General features: G+C 64.8%; 16 protein-coding genes. 8 read left to right on the top strand and 8 right to left on the bottom strand.

The window, feature by feature from the left end:
* The first annotated feature begins 5 nt into the window (after positions 1 to 5).
* From cbiE to cobM, 3 genes are read left to right on the top strand one after another with little or no spacing between them, the layout of a single operon-like run.
* Positions 6 to 1,205 carry a precorrin-6y C5,15-methyltransferase (decarboxylating) subunit CbiE gene (cbiE, locus tag CHR90_RS16980; RefSeq protein ID WP_094410319.1) on the top strand — a complete coding sequence of 400 codons (1,200 nt, stop codon included), beginning with the start codon at positions 6 to 8 and terminating at the stop codon, positions 1,203 to 1,205.
* The gene (locus CHR90_RS16985; RefSeq protein ID WP_094410320.1) at positions 1,202 to 1,579 is read left to right on the top strand and encodes a cobalamin biosynthesis protein; all 378 of its coding nucleotides are present in this window, start codon (positions 1,202 to 1,204) and stop codon (positions 1,577 to 1,579) included. Before cbiE ends, CHR90_RS16985 begins: the two co-directional genes overlap by 4 nt.
* Complete coding sequence (gene cobM / locus CHR90_RS16990; RefSeq protein ID WP_094410321.1) at positions 1,576 to 2,343, top strand: precorrin-4 C(11)-methyltransferase; 768 nt, start codon at positions 1,576 to 1,578, stop codon at positions 2,341 to 2,343. The genes CHR90_RS16985 and cobM overlap by 4 nt, the downstream gene beginning before the upstream one ends.
* On the opposite strand, the gene CHR90_RS16995 is transcribed toward cobM, so the two are convergent.
* Complete coding sequence (locus tag CHR90_RS16995; protein ID WP_229671514.1) at positions 2,325 to 3,437, bottom strand: cobalt-precorrin-5B (C(1))-methyltransferase; 1,113 nt, start codon at positions 3,435 to 3,437, stop codon at positions 2,325 to 2,327. The genes cobM and CHR90_RS16995 overlap by 19 nt on opposite strands.
* Before the next feature lie 37 nt (positions 3,438 to 3,474).
* Between CHR90_RS16995 and cobA the strand changes: the two genes are divergently transcribed.
* Both cobA and CHR90_RS17005 read left to right on the top strand, forming a co-directional pair.
* Entirely contained in the window at positions 3,475 to 4,245 is a 771-nt protein-coding gene (gene cobA / locus CHR90_RS17000; protein WP_229671515.1) for a uroporphyrinogen-III C-methyltransferase, read from the top strand.
* Positions 4,242 to 5,552 (top strand): cobyrinic acid a,c-diamide synthase CobB, encoded by a 1,311-nt coding sequence (locus CHR90_RS17005; RefSeq protein ID WP_094410324.1) that lies wholly within the window; start codon positions 4,242 to 4,244, stop codon positions 5,550 to 5,552. Before cobA ends, CHR90_RS17005 begins: the two co-directional genes overlap by 4 nt.
* 3 nt (positions 5,553 to 5,555) lie before the next feature.
* Here CHR90_RS17005 and CHR90_RS17010 read toward each other — a convergent pair whose 3' ends face one another.
* Together CHR90_RS17010 and CHR90_RS17015 are read right to left on the bottom strand one after the other, a co-directional pair.
* Entirely contained in the window at positions 5,556 to 5,981 is a 426-nt protein-coding gene (locus CHR90_RS17010) for a GlcG/HbpS family heme-binding protein (RefSeq protein ID WP_094410325.1), read from the bottom strand.
* Positions 5,982 to 5,983: 2 nt separating this feature from the next.
* Positions 5,984 to 8,140, bottom strand: a complete 2,157-nt coding sequence (locus CHR90_RS17015) for a malate synthase G (protein WP_094410326.1) — start codon at positions 8,138 to 8,140, stop codon at positions 5,984 to 5,986.
* A 156-nt stretch (positions 8,141 to 8,296) separates the two neighbouring features.
* Between CHR90_RS17015 and CHR90_RS17020 the strand changes: the two genes are divergently transcribed.
* The 3 genes from CHR90_RS17020 (at position 8,297) to CHR90_RS17025 (ending at position 10,002) form a co-directional block, all read left to right on the top strand.
* On the top strand, positions 8,297 to 9,061 hold the full coding sequence (locus tag CHR90_RS17020; RefSeq protein WP_094410327.1) for an IclR family transcriptional regulator: 765 nt from the start codon (positions 8,297 to 8,299) through the stop codon (positions 9,059 to 9,061).
* Between the two features lie 79 nt (positions 9,062 to 9,140).
* Positions 9,141 to 9,554: a hypothetical protein gene (locus CHR90_RS19310; RefSeq protein ID WP_141210980.1), complete on the top strand. Its 414-nt coding sequence runs from the start codon at positions 9,141 to 9,143 to the stop codon at positions 9,552 to 9,554.
* A 55-nt stretch (positions 9,555 to 9,609) separates the two neighbouring features.
* Entirely contained in the window at positions 9,610 to 10,002 is a 393-nt protein-coding gene (locus CHR90_RS17025; RefSeq protein ID WP_094410328.1) for a helix-turn-helix domain-containing protein, read from the top strand.
* Positions 10,003 to 10,008: 6 nt separating this feature from the next.
* On the opposite strand, the gene CHR90_RS17030 is transcribed toward CHR90_RS17025, so the two are convergent.
* From CHR90_RS17030 to CHR90_RS17050, 5 genes are all read right to left on the bottom strand, one after another.
* Complete coding sequence (locus CHR90_RS17030; RefSeq protein WP_094410329.1) at positions 10,009 to 10,488, bottom strand: DUF1003 domain-containing protein; 480 nt, start codon at positions 10,486 to 10,488, stop codon at positions 10,009 to 10,011.
* An 82-nt stretch (positions 10,489 to 10,570) separates the two neighbouring features.
* Positions 10,571 to 10,912: a hypothetical protein gene (locus tag CHR90_RS17035; RefSeq protein ID WP_094410330.1), complete on the bottom strand. Its 342-nt coding sequence runs from the start codon at positions 10,910 to 10,912 to the stop codon at positions 10,571 to 10,573.
* 33 nt (positions 10,913 to 10,945) lie between these two features.
* Positions 10,946 to 13,042, bottom strand: a complete 2,097-nt coding sequence (gene ligA, locus CHR90_RS17040; RefSeq protein WP_094410691.1) for an NAD-dependent DNA ligase LigA — start codon at positions 13,040 to 13,042, stop codon at positions 10,946 to 10,948.
* Between the two features lie 31 nt (positions 13,043 to 13,073).
* Positions 13,074 to 14,738 carry a DNA repair protein RecN gene (recN, locus tag CHR90_RS17045; RefSeq protein WP_094410331.1) on the bottom strand — a complete coding sequence of 555 codons (1,665 nt, stop codon included), beginning with the start codon at positions 14,736 to 14,738 and terminating at the stop codon, positions 13,074 to 13,076.
* Positions 14,739 to 14,742: 4 nt separating this feature from the next.
* Positions 14,743 to 15,573: an outer membrane protein assembly factor BamD gene (locus tag CHR90_RS17050; RefSeq protein WP_094410332.1), complete on the bottom strand. Its 831-nt coding sequence runs from the start codon at positions 15,571 to 15,573 to the stop codon at positions 14,743 to 14,745.
* Positions 15,574 to 15,654 lie beyond the last annotated feature (81 nt).

Below are 15,654 nucleotides of genomic sequence, written 5' to 3' on the forward strand. Positions count from 1 at the left end.
TTCCCATGACTGAAGCCGCGTGGCTTTCCCTTATCGGGATCGGGGCAGACGGGGAAGCGGGATTATCGCCCGCCGCCCGCCAATTACTGACCGAGGCGGCGGTGATTTACGGCGGACCCCGGCATCTGGCGATGCTGCCGGACGTGCCAGGGGAGAAACGCCCCTGGCCCCGCCCGTTCGAGGAGTTTTATCCAGTGCTGCCAACCTTGCGCGGGCGGAAGGTCTGCGTGCTGGCCTCCGGCGATCCCTTCTATTTCGGCGTCGGCAGTGTGATTGCCGAGCGGTTGGCGCCGGGGGAATATCGCTGTCTACCCGCCCCTTCCTCCCTCGCGTTGGCTGCCGCGCGCCTGGGGTGGGCGCAGCAGGAGGCTACCGCCGTTTCCCTGCACGGGCGCCCGCTGCACCGGATCATCCCGCATCTGACCCCGAAAGCCCGGCTGCTGGTGCTGTCCTGGGACGGTACAACCCCCGCCAACCTGGGAGCATTGCTCACCGCGCGCGGCTTCGGCCCCTCGCGGCTTTGGGTGCTGGAAAATCTGGGCGGGCCAGAGGAGCGCATCACCGAAGCGCGCGCCGATGCGGTGCCGGAACGCGCTTTCGCCGCCCTTAACCTGATCGCCCTGGACGTTGCTGCAACCCCCGACGCCCGCATCCTGCCGCGCAGCCCCGGCCTGCCCGACGCTTGGTTCGCCCACGATGGGCAGATCTCCAAGCGGGCGGTTCGGGCGCTGACCCTCGCCGCCCTCGCCCCGAAACCGGGGGATGTGCTGTGGGATATCGGCGCGGGCAGCGGGTCTATCGGGATCGAATGGTTGCTGGCGGCGCCCACGGGCCGGGTGATCGCCATTGAACCGCGCGCCGACCGGGCGGCCTTCATTCGGGACAATGTCGCGCGCTTCGGCACACCGGAAATCGAGATCATTACAGGCCGCGCGCCGGATGCCCTGATCGGCCTGCCGCCCGCCGATGCCATCTTCGTCGGTGGGGGCGGGCCGGAGGTGATTGCCGCCGCCCTCGCCCACCGCCTGCCCGGCGCGCGGCTGGTCGCCAATGCCGTCACCCTGGAAAGCCAAGCGGCACTGATTGATCTGCACCGTCAGCATGGCGGGCAGTTGATGCAGATCGCGCTGGCGGAGAGCGCGCCGCTCGGCCCTTATCGCGGCTTCACCCCCGCCCGCCCGCTGCTGCATTGGTGTTTAGCATGAGAGCGATCGGGATCGGTTGCCGCGCCGGGCGCCCGGCAGAGGCGGTGCTGGCAGTCATTGCCCAAGCGATTGCCGGGCTATCACCAGGGCGCGGCCCGCTGATGATTTGCACCAGCGTGGCCAAACTCAGCGAACCGGGGATCGTGCAAGCCGCGCGCCGCTTGGGCCTGCCGCTGCACGGGTTCCCGCCCGATGTTTTGGCGGCAGAGCGGGCGCGGCTGGTGACCCTTTCGGCGCGGGTCGAAGCCGTGACCGGCCTGCCAGGGATCGCCGAAGCGGCGGCGCTGGCCGCGGTCGGGCCACTGGGAACCCTCATTCTGCCGCGCTTTAGTCTCGATGGCGTAACCGGCGCCGTTGCGGAGGATCGTCCATGACCGTTCATTTCATTGGGGCCGGGCCGGGGGCGCCGGATCTGATTACCCTGCGCGGGCGCGACCTGATCGCCCGCTGCCCCGTTTGCCTCTATGCCGGGTCGCTGGTGCCGGCAGCCCTGCTGGCCTATTGCCCGCCGGGGGCAAGGGTCATCAATACCGCGCCGCTCGATCTCGCCGCGATCATCGACGCTTGCGCCGAGGCGACCGCCCAAGGGCAGGATGTCGCCCGGCTGCATTCGGGCGACCTGTCGGTCTGGAGCGCGATGGGGGAGCAATTGCGCGAACTCGACGCGCGCGGCATCCCCTATAGCATCACCCCCGGGGTGCCGTCCTTCGCCGCCGCAGCAGCAGCTTTGGGGCGGGAGTTGACGGTGCCGGAAGTGGCGCAATCCCTTGTGCTCACCCGTACCTCGGGCCGCGCCTCCGCCATGCCGCCGGGCGAAACCCTCAGCAATTTCGCCCAAACGGGGGCGACGCTGGCCATCCATCTGTCGATCCATGTGTTGTCGCAGGTGGTGGCGGAGCTAACGCCCTATTACGGCCCCAACTGCCCGGCGGCCATCGTCTTCCGTGCCTCCTGGCCCGATGAAATCATTCTGCGCGGCACCCTGGAAACGCTGGACGCCCAAGCCGCCGCAACGCCGATGGAGCGCACGGCCTTGATCCTCGTCGGCCCCGGCTTGGGTGCGCGCGATTTCCGCCCCAGCGCACTCTATAGCGCCGACTACGACCGGCGCTTTCGGCCTCAGCGGGCGTCAGAATGAGGCAGCGCCCGCAAACCGGTCGCAGCGCGAAGAATGCCTTGCCGGTCAACGATCATGATCTCCAGCCGCCCCGCTGTCAGTACGGGCGCCGCCGCACGCCACGCCGCCTCGGCTACCGCCGCCGCCAGATCAACGCCCGCCGCATCGGCCTGTTCCAATGCATCGAGCGCGCTATTCGCCGCCCGTATGCCGGGGCGCAGCGCCTCCGGTACCAACCCGGCCAGCCAATCGAGATCGACGCTCCCGCGTTTCGAATGCAGGTCGAGCAGCCCTTGCCCGAGCTTGGTCATCTTGGCGAAACCGCCCGCAATCGTCACATCGGGCACCGGATGGCCGCGCAGATATTTCAGCAGCCCGCCGACGAAATCGCCCATATCGATCAAAGCAATCTCCGGCACGCCATAGAAAGCCTGCGCGGCTTTTTCGGAGGTATCGCCCGTCGCGCCGATCACATGGGTGAGCCCGGCAGCGCGCGCCACATCGACGCCGCGATGGATGGCGTGGATCCAGGCGGCGCAGGAATAGGGCACGACGATGCCGGTCGTTCCCAGGATCGACAGGCCGCCGAGGATCCCGAGGCGCCCGTTCATCGTGCGCTGTGCCAGTTTCTCCCCATCGGGAATGGCAATCTCGATGGCAAAATCAGCCGCAACCCCGCAGCGGGTGGCGAAGGCCGTCAGTTCGGCGACCATCATTTTGCGCGGTACGGGGTTGATGGCGGGTTCGCCCGGCGGCAGCGGCAGACCGGGGCGAGTGACCGTACCAACCCCCGGCCCGGCGATAAAGCTGATCCCGCTTCCGAGGGGGCGCCGGGTCACGGTGGCCAGGATCAAGGCGCCGTGGGTGACATCGGGATCGTCGCCCGCGTCCTTAATAATCCCAACGCGCGCCCCGCCCCCCGTCCGCTCGGCGCAGGCCAAGGCGAAGGCGGGGGTTTGTCCGCCCGGCAGGGTGATGCTAACCGGATCGGGGAACGCGCCCGTCAGCAGCCCTTCTACTGCCGCGCGCGCCGCCGCCGTGGCGCAGGCGCCGGTCGTCCAGCCGGGGCGCAGGGTCGCGGGATCGGGCAGATCATCTTCCATGCGGACAGGCATAGCGCCGCCGCCCCCTTCCTTCAAAGAGGCAAATGCTGTGATTGAAACGCCCGACTTCGCCCCCGGCACCGTTTGGCTGGTGGGGGCCGGGCCGGGCGACCCTGGCCTGTTGACACTGCATGCGCTGAACGCCCTGAAAGCGGCGGAGATTGTGATCTATGACGCGCTGGTTTCTCCCGCGATTCTCGACCTTATCCCGCCCGGCATCCCGCGCGAATATGCGGGCAAACGCGGCGGCAAACCTTCCCCCCAGCAGGCCGATATTTCTGCCCGGTTGATCGACCTCGCCCACGCGGGCAAGCGCATTGTGCGCCTGAAGGGCGGCGACCCTTTCGTCTTCGGGCGTGGGGGAGAGGAAGCCGCCACCCTCGCCGCCGCCGGGGTGCGCTTTCGGGTGATCCCTGGCGTTACCGCCGGTCTCGCGGGCCTTGCCTATGCGGGCATCCCAGCGACGACGCGCGACACTAACCCGGCGCTGGTGCTGGCGACCGGCCATCTGGCGGATGATAACCCCGGCGGCTTGGACTGGCGCGTGCTGGGGGCGAGCGACGTGCCCATTGTGCTGTATATGGGGTTATCGACCCTGCCCGCGATTGCCGAAAAACTACTGGCGGCGGGCCGCCCCCCGGGAACGCCTGCCGCCATTGTCACTAATGCCACCCTACCGACGCAGCAGGTGCTGGTCGCGCCGTTAAACCGCATCGCGGCAGAGACAAAGGCCGCCGGGCTAAAATCCCCAGCGCTGATCGCCATCGGGTCCATCGTCGCCCTGCGCGACACCCTGGCGCCCTGGCAAATCACCCTATGATCCCGCCCGGCCTGCTGATCGCCGCCCCACGCTCCGGCGCCGGAAAGACCACCATCAGCCTCGGGATTATGCGGGCGCTCACCCGGCAGGGGGTTGCCGTCGCGCCGGTGAAATGCGGGCCGGACTATATCGATCCCGCCTTCCATACCGCCGCCTGCGGACGGGCGGGGGTCAACCTCGATTCTTGGGCGATGGACGATACTCAGCGCGCTGCCCTGGCCACGCAAGCACTGACCGGGGCCGATCTTGCGGTGGGGGAGGCTTTGATGGGCCTCTTCGACGGCGTGCCCGGCCCAATCGGGCGCATGGGATCATCCGCCGATATTGCCGCGTCCCTCGGCTGGCCGGTGGTGCTGGTGCTGGACGTCAGCGGCCAATCGCAAACTGCCGCTGCCGTCGCGCTTGGCTTTCAGCGGTTCGATCCGCGCCTACAGGTGGCGGGGGTGATCCTCAACCGTCTCGGCAGCCCCCGGCACGAACGCTTGATCCGCGCGGCGATGGCGCCCCTTGGTCTGCCGATCCTCGGCGCCGTGCCCCGGACCGCCAGCATCGCGTTACCGGAACGGCACTTGGGCCTCGTTCAAGCCGGGGAAACCGCCGATCTAGCCGCGAAGCTCGATGCCCTGGCCGATCTAGCCGAAACCCATATCGATCTCGCCGCCCTCAGGTCGCTTGCCGCGCCAACGCGCGCGGCGGCTGCCCCCGCCCGCGCCGTACGGCCGCCGGGCCAGCGCATCGCCCTGGCGTGGGATGCCGCCTTCAGCTTTCTCTATCCACATCTGCTGATGCAATGGCGCGCGGCGGGGGCGGAGGTTTTGCCCTTCTCCCCGCTTGCCGACGAACCGCCCCCCGCGCATGCCGATTGCGTTTGGCTGCCGGGGGGCTATCCCGAACTCCACGCTGGGCGCTTGGCCCAGAATGCCGCGTTCCTGACCGGGCTGCGGCGGGCTGCGGACCGAGGGCCCGTCCACGGGGAGTGCGGCGGCTATATGGTCTTAGGAGAGAGTTTGATCGACGCGGCGGGGGTTACCCACCCGATGGCCGGGCTGCTGGGGCTTCAGAGTTCCTTTGCCACCCGCCGCATGACCTTGGGGTATCGCCGGGTCACCCTAAGCGCCGATGGTCCGCTGGGGGCAGCGGGAACACGTCTGCGCGGTCACGAGTTTCATTACGCGACCGTGCGCGATCTCGGCGGCGATCCGCCCTTCGCGACGGGGGAGGATGCTTACGGCAGCCCGCCGCAGGCGATGGGAAGCCGCCGGAATAGGGTTTCCGGCAGCTTCTTCCACGTTATCGCCCCCGAATAGCGGTTACTTCTGCGCCGCTAGGAACGCATCGATCCCGGCTTGGGCAACGTCCTGATCCTGCGCTGGGGTGCCGGAGCTAACGCCGATCCCGCCGACGACCGCGCCATCGACGATCACCGGGAGACCCCCGCCGACCACCATCAACCGCCCGCCGATGGCGGAGGCAATACCATAGGCCGGGGCGCCCGGCTGAGAGGCGGAGCCATATTCGTGCGTCGCCTTCTTGGCCGCCGAGGCGGTAAAGCTCTTGTCGATGGCAATGGTGATGGAGGTGACCTTGCCGCCGTCCATCCGGTCGAAGGCGATCAATTGACCGCAATCGTCGGTGATGGCGATGCACATCGGCACGCCAATCGCGGTGGCGCGGGCGCGCGCCGCCGTTAGCATCAAATGCGCATCGGCAAGGTCGAGGCGGGAGACAGTCATCATGGTCAGGCGGCCTTCTTCGCTTTGGCTTCCCGGCGGCGGGCGTGCAGCACGGGTTCGGTATAGCCGGAGGGCTGCTGCACCCCGGTAAAGATCAAATCGCGGGCGGCGGCGAACGCCACCCCGTCGAACGCCGGAGCCATCGGCGTATAGAGCGGATCGCCCGCGTTTTGCGCATCGACCTTCACCGCCATGCGGCGCAGGCTTTCCTCCACCTGCGCCTCCGAAATCAGCCCGTGCAGCAGCCAATTGGCGAGGTATTGGGAGGAAATGCGCAAGGTCGCCCGGTCTTCCATCAGCCCGACATCGTTGATATCCGGAACCTTCGAGCAGCCAATGCCCTGATCGATCCAGCGCACCACATACCCAAGGATCCCTTGGCAGTTATTATCAACCTCACGCTGAACTTCCTCCGCCGACAGGTTGCGGCCCGTCAGCAGCGGCGGGGTGAGCAGCAGATCGGAGCTGGCGGCGGTGCGGGTCTTCAACTCGTTCTGGCGGGCGAAAACGTCGAGCTGATGATAGTGCGTCGCGTGCAGGGTGGCAGCGGTCGGCGACGGCACCCAGGCGGTATTCGCCCCGGCTTTCGGATGGCCGATCTTCACGGTCAGCATTTCCGCCATCGCGTCGGGCTTGGCCCACATGCCCTTGCCGATCTGGCCCTTGCCCTGCATGCCGGTGGCAAGCCCGCTATCGACATTGCCGTTTTCATAGGTCGAGAGCCACGCAGCGTCCTTCATCTCCGCCTTCGGGACGAACGCCCCCGCCTGCATGGAGGTATGGATTTCGTCGCCCGTGCGATCCAGGAAGCCGGTATTGATGAAGACCAGCCGGTCCTTCACCGCGCGGATACATTCGCGCAGGTTCGCCGAGGTGCGGCGTTCCTCGTCCATCACCCCCAGCTTCACGGTGTTGCGCGGCAGGCCGAGAATAGCTTCGACGCGGGCATAGAGGGTATCGGCAAACGCAACCTCTTCCGGCCCGTGCATCTTCGGCTTCACCACATAGACTGACCCGGCGCGCGAGTTGCGCGGGCCGTCCGTGCGCTTGAGATCGTGCATTGCGGCGGTGACGGTCATCAGCGCATCCAGCATCCCTTCCGGGGTTTCGGCCCCGTCCAGCAGCACGGCGTCGGTGGTCATCAGATGGCCGACGTTGCGCACCAGCAGCAGGGCGCGGCCCGGCAGAGTCAGCGTGCCGCCATTGGGGGCCGTGAAAACCTTATCCGGGTTCAGGCGGCGGGTGAGCGTCGTGCCGCCCTTCTCGAAGGTTTCCGTCAGATCGCCCGTCATCAGGCCCAGCCAATTGACATAGACGGCGGTTTTATCCTCGGCATCCACGGCGGCCACCGAATCTTCGCAGTCTTGAATGGCGGTCAGGGCGCTTTCCAGCACCACATCGCGCAGGCCCGCCGGGCTGGCAGCGCCGACCGGATGCGACGGATCGATCAGCAGTTCGATATGCAATCCGTTGTGGCGCAAGACGTAGGAGGCTTTTTGGCCGTCTTCCGTGTACCCGACGAAGGCCGCAGGGTCTTTAAAGCCAACCGTCTGCCCCCCGACGACCGCGACCAGCGCCGCCCCGTCGCGGCGATACGCCGTCACTTCCTTATGGGATGCCCCGGCCAGCGGCACGGCACTATCGAGGAAGTCGGCCGCCCAGGCCACCGCTGCCGCACCGCGTTTCGGGTCGTAGCCCTTGCCTTCCGGTTTACCGGGCAGGGCATCGGTGCCGTAGAGCGCATCATAGAGCGACCCCCAGCGGGCATTGGCGGCATTGAGGGCGAAGCGCGCATTCATCACCGGCACCACCAACTGCGGCCCGGCGAGGGTGGCGATTTCCGCATCGACATTCTGGGTGCCGACCGTGAAGTCCGGCCCCTGCGGGACGAGGTAGCCGATCTCCCTCAGAAAAGCCTGATAGGCGGCGCTATCCCAGGCCTGACCGCGACGGGCGAGCAGCCAAGCATCAATCTTCGCCTGAAGGTCATCGCGCACCTGCAACAGGCGCTTATTCTCCGGCGCTAGATCAGCCAACAGTTTTGCATAGCCCGACCACAGGGCGTCAGCCGTCACGGGCAGGCCGGGCAGAATTTGGCTTTCCACCAAATCCGCCAAGCATTTCGCCACCTGTAACCCTGCGCGCGTCACATACTCGGTCATCGCCCCACTCCCCCGAAAAGATTTTCCCGGAGCTTGGGCCGTTTTGCGCTGCGGGACCAGAGGGGACGCAAAGTTTTTCCACGATACGGAAATCACTTTTGCCAGAATGGAAAATTATCGCCATCCCGCCTACACCGGAACCGGGGGGAGAAAACCATGACCGACAAAACCGGCGGCGTACAATCGGTGGAACGGGCCTTGAGCCTGCTGGAAAAGCTGGCGGCCCAGGACGAAGGGATGCGCCTGTCCGACCTTGCGACGGAGGTTGGTCTGACAGTTTCAACCGTCCATCGCCTACTGACCACGCTAGAGCAGCGCGGCTTTGTCCATGCCGATCCCAGCAGCAAACGCTGGCACGTTGGGCGCAGCGCCTTTGCCGTCGGCGCGGCCTTCGTGCGCCAGCGCCACTTCGTCGCCCCCGCCCTGCCCTACCTGCGGCGCTTGCGCGATGCCACGCGGGAAACGGCCAACCTCGGCATTCTCGAGGACGGCGAGGTGCTGACCCTCAGCCAAGTGGAAAGCCGGGAGATTACCCGCGCCATCTCCCCGCCCGGCGGGCGCGTGCCGATGCTCAACTCCGGCATGGGAAAGGCGATGCTGGCGACTTGGGACGATGCCGCCATCGACGGGTTTCTCGCCGCCCATCGCTTCGAACGCAAAACCCCCCGCAGCCTGGGGGACCGTGCGGCCGTGCTGGCGGAAATCGCCGACATCCGCGCGCGCGGCTATGCGGTAGACGATGAAGAATATGTCCCCGGCCTGCGCTGCGTCGCCGCTGCAGTGCTCGGCCCGCAGGGAGAAGCCGTCTGTGCCCTCTCCGTCTCCGGCCTCGCTGCCCGGATGACGGCGGACCGGGTGGCGGAAACCGGACGGCGGATCATCGCGCTGGCCGGGGAGTTCTCGGGGTGGCTGCGAGGGTAAGTTACTGAGAATTGCAAACCTTTGCATTTTACAGAGTAATTTGCAAAAATACGCTATCACTTTATTATTAGAGGTCAGAATGCTCAACAAGAAATTAATTTTTATATTTATTTCACTCTCAAATCCTTCTTTTGGAGAAGAAGATAAAAATTTGATAATAATGAAAAATTTACAAAGTGAATATGCAAACTGCGCTGCATACTATCACATATCCTCCCTGTGTTTTTCATCAGAAAAGGATAGACAATTACGAGAAAATTTAGAAGGATTATCTGAAATTTTTATTAAAAGAGCAATTCTCATTGGAAAGAAGATCAATATGAGTTCAGACGCAATATCATCGCGCTTAGAATTATCAATCAATAATATAAACGACATTATGAATAACAATTACATAAACATATCATCTATACTTTTACGATACGGTGAAAAATGTAAACTTTCCATTGAAAATCCTGAGAAATTTATAGATGAATATATAATAAATAAATAATATCGCGTCGCTGAATGCAAAAATATTATGACGCAACCAAAGCGGAGAGCGTGTAATGGAACCGATTCGCCCCCTGAAGACCGAAGCCGATTACGAAGCCGCGCTGGCGGAAATCGAAGGCTATTTCGAGAATGAACCCGAGATTGGCAGCGAGGCCGCCGACCGGTTCGACCTTCTAGCCTTGGTCATCGAAGCCTATGAACAGAAACATTGGCCCATCGAAGCCGTCGATGCGCCAGATGCGCTACGCGAGCGCATGGAAGCCAAGGGCCTTACCCAGAAGGACCTCGCCGAGGTTCTGGGGTCGAAATCCCGTGCCTCCGAGGTCCTAAACCGCCGCCGTCACCTGACGCTGGAACAGGCGTGGAAGCTGCACCGGGAGTGGCAGATTCCTGCCGATGTGCTCATCCATCCCTATGCTTTGAAGTCCAACCGGGCAACGCCCTGATAGTCTCTACGAACCCTGCCGCTCCGCCGCCAATTGATCCGAGAGTTTTTCGATAATCGCCGTCAGCCGGGCGATTTCCTGTTCGCGGAGGGCGTCGATTTTGGCGTGCAGGAGTTCAATCTCAAGCTCGGCCTTCACGTTCACGGCGTAATCATGCTCGGCCTCGCGCCGGTCGATTTCGGCCTGACGGTTCTGGCTCATCATGATGATCGGCGCGGTATAGGCCGCCTGGAACGACAGCATCAGGTTTAGCAGAATGAAGGGGTACGGATCCCAGTCGATCACGCCCGTCACATTCAGCAGAATCCAGGCGCACAGCAGGGCCGATTGAATGATGATGAACCGCCAGGAGCCGACCGTCAGCGCCACGGCATCGGCAATGCGATCCCCCAGGCGCGGCGCTTTCGCTTGGTCTTCCGCGGCCGGGCGGCGACGGCGCAGTTCCGCCAAACGGCGATGATCGGCGTCGGAAAAGGGCAGGTTCATCGCATATCCCTAGAAAACGGCCTGCCGGGGTTGTAGGCGATCCGGGGGGAGGCGTCAAAGCCGCTTGGTGTTTAGGAGCGGCCTACCCGAAATTCTCATAAAAACACACAACATCCTCGTCCGGTGCGGTGTCGGCCACGGCCTGCACCATCGCCCGGCACATGGCGATGAATTCGGGCGGATGGTCGTCGGCATACTCGCGCGCCATGCGCTTTAACTGTTTAACCTCGCGCGCGTCGAGTTCGATGCCCGGCGCGCCGTCCTCTTCCAGCACTTCGCCCAGTTCGAAATAGTCGAAAATATCCGAAAGGTGGAAATCCCCCTCGTCATAGGGGAACACAAGGTCGAAGGCGCCGCTGGGCGTGACGAGGTAGACCCCCGGATCGAGATCTGTCAGCGAGACCTGACCGCCCTGTACCGCCATTCCGCCCCTCGCGCTTATAAACTTCGCATAATGCTACCCAATAAGCGTTAACCATTCGTCTTCGGTCAACATCTGGATACCGAGTTCGGCAGCTTTTTTCGCTTTTGACCCCGCGTCGGCCCCGACGATGACGTAATCAGTCTTGGCGGAGACAGACCCCGCCACTTTCGCCCCCAGCCGTTCGGCCTGGGCCTTCGCCTCGCGCCGGGTGATGCGGGTGAGTTCGCCGGTGAACACCACGGTCTTCCCGGCAATTGCGCTGCTCTCGGCCACCTCCACCCGCTCGGCAGGCAGAATGGTGATCAGCGACAGAAGATCGTCCAGCACCGCCTCGTTATGGGGTTCGGCGAAGAAGGCGATCAGGTCGGCGGCCATGCTGGCGCCGATACCGTTGATCGCCAGCAGTTCTTGCAGCGCGGCGGTTTCTGGCTCCCGCGCCGCCAGCAAGGCCGCGCGCAGGCTGGCGAAATCGCCGTAATGATGGGCCAGCAGTTTCGCCGTCGCCTGCCCAATCTGCGGGATGCCGAGGGCGAAGAGGAACCGTTCAAAGGCAATCTGCCGCCGCGCCGTCAGCGCCGTATAGAGGTTGCGCAGGGATTGCGCGCCCCAGCCCTCCCGCTCCCGCAGGTCGGTATGTTTTGCTTCGAGGCGGAACAGATCAGCCGGGGTGCGCACCAAGCCGTCGTCGTAGAACGCCTGAATATGCTTTTCGCCCAAACCTTCGATATCGAACCCATCGCGGGAGACGAAGTGGCGTAAGCGTTCCACCGCCTGCGCCGGGCAGATCAACCCGCCGGTGCAGCGCCGCGCCACCTCCCCCTCCCGCCGCACGGCGACCGACCCGCAAGCCGGGCAGACGTGCGGAAACGCGAAGGGCGCGGCACCTTCGGGGCGTTCGCTGTCGACCGGCCCTAGCACCTGCGGGATCACATCGCCCGCGCGCTGGATGATCACGAGATCGCCGATGCGCACATCCTTCCGGGCGATTTCATCCTCGTTATGCAGGGTCGCGCGGGAGACGGTGACGCCGCCGACCGTAATCGGCTCAAGCTCCGCCACCGGCGTCAGCACCCCCGTCCGCCCTACTTGGATGGAAATGGCGTTGAGGCGCGTGCGCGCCTGCTCCGCCGGGAATTTATGGGCGATGGCCCAGCGCGGCGCGCGGGCGACGAAGCCAAGCCGCACCTGCCAATCGTAGCGGTCCACCTTGTAGACCACGCCGTCGATGTCATAGGGCAGGTCGGCGCGGTGATTGCCGATATCGCGGTAGAACGCCAGCACCGCATCCAGCCCCTCGCAGCGTTTCGAGAGCGGGTTGACTTGGAACCCCCAAGCTTTGAGGTTTTCTAAAAAATGCCAATGGCTATCGGCCAAGGGCGCGTCGCTTTCGCCGGAGGCATAGGCGAAAAAGGCCAGCGGACGGCTGGCGGTAATGCGCGGGTCGAGCTGCCGCAAAGACCCCGCCGCCGCATTGCGCGGATTGGCGAAAATCTTCTCCCCCGCCGCCGCCTGGGTTTCGTTGAGCCGCTGAAAATCCGCCCGGCGCATGTAGACTTCGCCACGAATTTCCATACTGCTCGTGGGCGCCGCGTCGGACAGCCGCTGCGGCACCTCGGCGATCGTGCGCACATTGGCGGTCACATCCTCGCCCTCCGTCCCGTCGCCGCGCGTTGCCGCCTGTACCAACTGGCGGTTTTCGTAACGGAGGGAGAGGGAGAGACCGTCGATCTTCGGTTCCGCCACCACGGCCAGGGTCAGCGCCGGATCGGCGGCAAAATCGCGGTCGAGAAACCGCCGAACCCCATCGAAAAAATCGCCAACATCGCCGTCGGTAAACGCATTATCCAGCGACAGCATGGGCCGGGCGTGCCGTACTTTAGCAAAACCGCTGCTCGCCGCCGCCCCCACCTTCAGACTGGGTGAATCGGGCCGCATCAGCGCCGGAAAGCGCGCCTCGATGGCCTGATTGCGCTGGCGCAGCGCGTCATAGGTCGCGTCATCGACCTCCGGCGCGTCCTGACCGTGATAAAGCCGGTCATGCCGGGCGATTTCCGACGCGAGGCGCGCCAGTTCCGCTGCCGCATCGGCTTCGGTCAGGGCCTCGACGGCAAGGCGGCGGGTGTCGGTCATGGTGGCGGTCCTCGTATCTGCGGGAAGCGCGCTAGCCCAGCAGCCGAGCCGCCGCCGCGCGGGCTTCATCGGTAATATCGGCGCCGGAGAGCATCCGGGCAATTTCCTCCCGCCGCTCGTCGCGGCTGAGGGTGTCAATCGTCGTCGTGACCCGCCCTTCGGCCCCGCCCGCGCGCTTCTGCACGCGCCAATGCTGACCGCCGAGCGCGGCGACTTGCGGGCTATGGGTAATCACCAGCACTTGCAGATGATCGCCCAAGCGCTTCAGCCGGTCGCCAACCGCCGCCGCAACGGCGCCGCCAATGCCGCTATCCACCTCGTCGAAGACCAGGGTTGGCACGGGTGAGGTTCCGGCGAGAACGACTTTGAGGGCCAACAAAAAGCGCGAGAGTTCGCCGCCCGACGCCACTTTCGCCAGCGGTCCCGGCGCAGCCCCCGGATTGGTCGCGATCAGGAAGGCGACCTTATCGCGCCCCTCCGGCCCCCAGAAGCCTTCGGCCTGGGGTTCGACCTGCACCTCGATCCGCGCTTTATCGAGCTTCAACGGCACGAGTTCCGCCGTTACGGCCGCCGCCAACCGCCCTGCGGCTTCCTGGCGGAAGGCGCTAAGGGCCGTGGCGGCTTCCAAATAGGCGGCGCGGGTCTGGCGTTCTTCGGCGATGAGATGCTTCAGCCGGTCTTCCCCGGCATCGAGCGCGGCCAGATCGCTCGCCAGCTTCTCCGCCAAACCGGGCAAGGCTTCCGCCGTCACCTGATGCTTGCGGGCGGCGGCGCGCAGGGCGAACAGCCGGTCTTCGATCCGCTCCAACTCGCCTTCCGACCAACCATCGGCGCGCAGCAGGGCTTCGAGACCATCCGTCGCCTCGGCCAGTTCGGTGCTCGCCCGCTCCAGCGCCGCCAGCACGGTATCGATAGCGGGATCGGCCCCCGGCGCGCGGGACAGCGTGCGGGACGCCGCGAGCAGCCGCGCTTCCGCCCCGCTTTCGCCCGCGAGATCGCTCAAGGCTGATTGCAGGGTTGAGAGAAGTTTAGCGCGGTTTTGCAGGCGGGCGCGCCGGTCGGCCAGCTCGCTTTCCTCCCCCGGCTCTGGGGCGAGTTGCTTTAGTTCGGCGACCACATGGCGCAGGTATTCTTCCTGGCTGCGGGCGCGGTCGAGCGCCGCTTCCGCCGCCTGCCGCGCATCCCGCGCCGCCTGCCACAGCCGATAGGCCGCGCGGACGCCGCCGAGACTATCGAGCAGCCCGCCGAACTGATCTAGAATCGCGCGGTGGTTGGCCGGGTCCATCAGCGCGTGCTGATCGAACTGCCCCTGGATTTCGACCAGCGACGCCCCAAGCGAGCGCAGAAACCCGACACTGACCGATTGATCGTTGACGGAGGCGCGTCCGCGCCCATCCATCCCCAGGGTACGGCGCAGGATCAACTGCCCGTCTTCCGCCTCAATCCCCTGCTCGCGCAGCAAGGCCCAACCGGGGTGACCGTCCGGCAGGTCGAATTCGGCGGTAACAATCGCGGGACCGGCACCGTGGCGAATGAGGCTGCTATCGGCCCGCGCGCCCAGCGCGAGACCCAAGGCATCCAGCAGGATCGACTTCCCCGCCCCGGTTTCCCCGGTCAGGACCGACAGGCCCGGCGCAACCTCGAGATCGAGCCGGTCGATCAGCACCACATCGCGGATGCCGAGGCGGGTCAGCATGGCGTCAGAAAATATCCGTGATGGATTCGATTTGGCGCCCGAACCAACCGCGCCCCGGTTCCCCCTGGGTCATCGGGCGCTTGCCGCCGGTCATCAGCGCATAAGATTCGGCATACCAGCGCGAGCCAGGGTAATTATGCCCCAGCACGGCTGCCGCCGCCTGGGCTTCATCCTTCAGCCCTAGCGCCAGATAGATTTCCGTCAGGCGCAGCAAGGCTTCCGGTACATGGGTGGTGGTCTGATATTGATCGACCACGCGGCGGAAGCGATTAACCGCTGCCGTATATTGTTCGGTGCGCAGATAGAAGCGCCCGATTTCCATTTCCTTGCCCGCCATATGGTCGCGGGTCAGGTCGATCTTCACGCGCGCATCGCGGGCGTAGGAACTATCGGGATAGCGCCGCACCACTTCGTTCAGCGCGCTCATCGCCTGTTCCGTCAGGCTTTGGTCGCGGGATACATCGGCGATCTGGGCGTAGTAGCTGATCGCCTTAATGTAATAGGCATAGGGCGTATCGCGGTGGCTCGGGTGCAGTTGGATGAACCGATCCATCGCAATGATGGCATCATCGAACTGGTCGCGCAGATAATGGGTATAGCCCGACATCAACTGCGCTTTGGTCGCCCAGACAGAATAGGGATGCTGGCGTTCGACTTCATCGAACTGCTTGCCCGCCTGCTCGTAGCGTTCGGCCAGCATGGCATCCATCGCCTGATTGTAAAGCTGCTCCACCGGCGCTTCGACATAGACGTTGGGATCCTCGTCGCTCGACGAGGCGCACCCGGCGACGGCGAGCGGCAGCAACAAGAGTGCAGGCAGAAACAGGCGGCGCATGGAACCTATCGTCCGAAAAACGTCAATCGGGCCTGACCCTACACCGGACACGGTGGAAAGGCCAAGGGTATCGTGGCCCCA

Origin of the sequence: Elstera cyanobacteriorum (assembly GCF_002251735.1) — a bacterium.
Taxonomy (GTDB): domain Bacteria; phylum Pseudomonadota; class Alphaproteobacteria; order Elsterales; family Elsteraceae; genus Elstera; species Elstera cyanobacteriorum.

Bases quoted from the DNA above. Each gene is read 5' to 3' on its own strand.
- cbiE (WP_094410319.1), top strand. From the start codon at position 6: ATGACTGAAGCCGCGTGGCTTTCCCTTATCGGGATCGGGGCAGACGGG.
- CHR90_RS16985 (WP_094410320.1), top strand. From the start codon at position 1,202: ATGAGAGCGATCGGGATCGGTTGCCGCGCCGGGCGCCCGGCAGAGGCG.
- cobM (WP_094410321.1), top strand. From the start codon at position 1,576: ATGACCGTTCATTTCATTGGGGCCGGGCCGGGGGCGCCGGATCTGATT.
- CHR90_RS16995 (WP_229671514.1), bottom strand. From the start codon at position 3,437: ATGCCTGTCCGCATGGAAGATGATCTGCCCGATCCCGCGACCCTGCGC.
- CHR90_RS17005 (WP_094410324.1), top strand. From the start codon at position 4,242: ATGATCCCGCCCGGCCTGCTGATCGCCGCCCCACGCTCCGGCGCCGGA.
- CHR90_RS17010 (WP_094410325.1), bottom strand. From the start codon at position 5,981: ATGATGACTGTCTCCCGCCTCGACCTTGCCGATGCGCATTTGATGCTA.
- CHR90_RS17015 (WP_094410326.1), bottom strand. From the start codon at position 8,140: ATGACCGAGTATGTGACGCGCGCAGGGTTACAGGTGGCGAAATGCTTG.
- CHR90_RS17020 (WP_094410327.1), top strand. From the start codon at position 8,297: ATGACCGACAAAACCGGCGGCGTACAATCGGTGGAACGGGCCTTGAGC.
- CHR90_RS19310 (WP_141210980.1), top strand. From the start codon at position 9,141: ATGCTCAACAAGAAATTAATTTTTATATTTATTTCACTCTCAAATCCT.
- CHR90_RS17025 (WP_094410328.1), top strand. From the start codon at position 9,610: ATGGAACCGATTCGCCCCCTGAAGACCGAAGCCGATTACGAAGCCGCG.
- CHR90_RS17030 (WP_094410329.1), bottom strand. From the start codon at position 10,488: ATGAACCTGCCCTTTTCCGACGCCGATCATCGCCGTTTGGCGGAACTG.
- CHR90_RS17035 (WP_094410330.1), bottom strand. From the start codon at position 10,912: ATGGCGGTACAGGGCGGTCAGGTCTCGCTGACAGATCTCGATCCGGGG.
- ligA (WP_094410691.1), bottom strand. From the start codon at position 13,042: ATGACCGACACCCGCCGCCTTGCCGTCGAGGCCCTGACCGAAGCCGAT.
- recN (WP_094410331.1), bottom strand. From the start codon at position 14,738: ATGCTGACCCGCCTCGGCATCCGCGATGTGGTGCTGATCGACCGGCTC.
- CHR90_RS17050 (WP_094410332.1), bottom strand. From the start codon at position 15,573: ATGCGCCGCCTGTTTCTGCCTGCACTCTTGTTGCTGCCGCTCGCCGTC.